Annotated in this window: 3 protein-coding genes; 1 reads left to right on the top strand and 2 read right to left on the bottom strand. The window is 54.3% G+C overall.

What is annotated here, in order from left to right:
* Positions 1-117: 117 nt before the first annotated feature.
* Positions 118-846, bottom strand: coding sequence for a hypothetical protein (locus RQ738_RS13475; protein ID WP_314165828.1), 729 nt, complete (start codon positions 844-846; stop codon positions 118-120).
* Between the two features lie 111 nt (positions 847-957).
* Here RQ738_RS13475 and RQ738_RS13480 point away from each other — a divergent pair, with 111 nt between their 5' ends.
* A complete protein-coding gene (locus RQ738_RS13480) occupies positions 958-2,505 on the top strand; it encodes an ISNCY family transposase (RefSeq protein ID WP_314165830.1) in 1,548 nt (515 codons plus the stop codon).
* Between the two features lie 2 nt (positions 2,506-2,507).
* Here RQ738_RS13480 and RQ738_RS13485 read toward each other — a convergent pair.
* Positions 2,508-2,765, bottom strand: a 258-nt coding sequence (locus tag RQ738_RS13485; protein ID WP_314165829.1) for a hypothetical protein, incomplete at its 5' end; no start/stop codon positions are given.

Raw genomic sequence — 2,765 nt, forward strand, 5'->3', positions numbered from 1 at the left:
GGTACCACAACCGCGATACTTCTATACGTGGACTCTGGACCATTTTGAGTCCCTTCGGACCCTACTTGCTCCGAACACCCCAGAAGCACCAAAACACAGAGGCTGACCGCCAGATGTTTAATACTCATGATATTGCCCCTCAATCCACTGTCCTTCATTCGGATGCACGACCCGTTTTCCGTATTTGGCTGGTTTGAAGGGATAAAGCGGCCCAAGCTTCAAGTAATGATCCGAATGGTGAATGTATCGTTGCTTAAGCAACGCCCGGGATTCTGGGGTCATCAGTAGGTCGCTGCCATGCCAGACATGGGCGGCTAGATTTCTGGCAACGGTAAACAATTCATCAGGAAGGGAAAGCGACGAGTCTTTAGGGTCAATAACATCGAAAGGCACACCGGCATCCACTGCCAACTTATGCATCAGGTAGAGCGGGATACGGGAATATTCGCCACGAACTTCGCGGTCCAGCCAAAGACGAAGCGTTATATCACCGCCCGGCAAACCGGGTGCGCGCTCCTGTTCGATTTCAAGCGTGGCAAGTGGATTCAGTGGCCCGATCCAGCCTTCATTTTTGATCAGCGCACGATCCTGCAACATGCGCGAAAATTCAAAGCTGGCTTCGGGATTGCGGTGGTCTTTCCCCCTGACCACTAGAGGCGGGCGAACTTCAACACGCTCGTGGAAGCTATCCGGGTAACCACCGCCAATATCGGAATGAGCCCCCGGCAGCGTCCATTCGCTGAAGTGATCCGGCAGGTTGCCGGACTCACTCCGTAGACTGTTCAGTGAAAAATTGTGGCGGTGCTCATCCCGCGCCGCAAACTGGACAACCCTGTTCGGCGACAATTAGGATGACCGGTCGCATTGCCTCGCCAAAATGGTTACCCACAAGAGGGTGTTGCCTCACATACTGAGTTACCAGGGACAGTATCTGAGGTAGTGGTGATGGCGAAGACAATGACCAATTCTGGTAGGCAGGAGCTGATCGGTGTTCTGAGGGAGCGCTATGCACAGGGCTCTCGCGCAGAAAAAGGCCGGATCCTCGATGAGTTTACTCTGATCAGTGGGTGCCATCGGAAATCTGCCATCCGGATCCTGAGTGGTGTAGCAGAGCTTGACCCCCAGCCGCGCAAATCCACTCGACCGCGCGTCTACGATGACGCCGTACATCAGGCGTTGATAGTGATGTGGGAGGCCTCTGACAGAGTCTGCGGCAAACGCCTCAAGGCATTGCTGCCAATCCTGCTTCCTGCTCTTGAGCGCCACGGCCATCTCCAGCTCGATTCAATGGTTCATGACAAGCTCATGTCTATGAGTGCCGCCACCATCGATCGCCGGCTCCGTGAGACACGACTCGGGAGCTTGCGTCGCCATGCCCGGAAAAAGTCCACGGCAGTGCAGCGCAACGTGGCGATCCGCACTTTTGCGGACTGGTCTGATCCTTTGCCGGGCTATCTGGAGATGGATCTCGTCGTACATTCCGGTGAAAGACTGACTGGAAGCTATCTGCACACCCTCTCACTTACCGATGTGGCAAGCGGCTGGACCGACTGTGCACCACTCTTGGCTCGCAACGGAACGCTGGTCGTCGAGTCCGTTGAAGCCCTGCGTGGCGGCCTGCCTTTCTTGCTTCGTGGGCTCGATGTCGATAATGGATCCGAGTTTCTCAACGAGGAGCTACTACGGTACTGTGCTCCCCGAGGCATCGAGCTGACCCGATCAAGGCCATATCATAAGAACGATCAGGCCTGGATTGAGCAGAAGAACGGATCGGTCGTCAGACGACTGGTGGGTTACCGTCGGCTCGAAGGTATGGCCGCCTTCGAGGCTCTGTCACACCTGTATGCGGCTGCTCGCTTGTTCATCAATTTCTTTCAACCGTCGTTCAAACTCAAAGAGAAAGTTCGTACCGGGGCCCGTGTCGTGAAGCGCTACCATGCACCGCAGACACCCTGTTCGCGACTCCTGGCATCAGCCACCACTCCCGACGCCATCAAGGTGCGTCTACAGCACATGGCTGAGACGCTGGATCCTCTCCAACTCCTGGATCAGATACGAACCATGCAGCAACGGCTAGCGACTATCGCGGCGGGTGATAAGCCACCGTCCATTGCGCATCATGATGATGACCTCACTTCCTTTCTCGCAAGTCTTTCGACCGCATGGCATGAAGGTGAGGTTCGCCCCACGCACCGTACTAATCCGACTGCAAGTCGACATTGGCGTACCCGCAAAGACCCGTTCGAAAGCGTGTGGCCAAAGGTCATGGATTGGTTGGAAAAAGCCCCCGATCAATCAGCGAAGAGCCTGTTAGAACGGTTGAAACGTGAGCATCCAGGGAAATATTTCGAAGCTCATCTGCGAACACTGCAGCGCAGGGTCAAGAAGTGGCGTGGAGAGATGGCGCTTCGACTGGTGTTTGGTCAAGGAAACAACGATGTAGCCTTCCCTATAGGCGACTATGAAGGAAAGATCAGTGATGTAATACGGAAGCCCCCTCGGTAACATTACTGATGAGGCAGCCAAGTAACCTTATCTGGTGAGGCAACACGACCGGACAAGATAGTTGACGCCAGACAGATTGCTGAGAGTCCTTTGCCCAGCGCATACAAACTCATTCTCTGGTACCAATCAAAAGCGAGCGTTTCCTGATCAAATAGCTCCAAATACCGGAAATCGACATCCATCAACGCGTTATATACGAAATGGAGCATCCGTAAAATTTTCTGCGTTTCAATCTCTAGAAGGAAGCTCCCAGATGGCCC

Source organism: Sulfuriflexus sp., from assembly GCF_032250955.1.
Lineage (GTDB): Bacteria > Pseudomonadota > Gammaproteobacteria > AKS1 > AKS1 > Sulfuriflexus.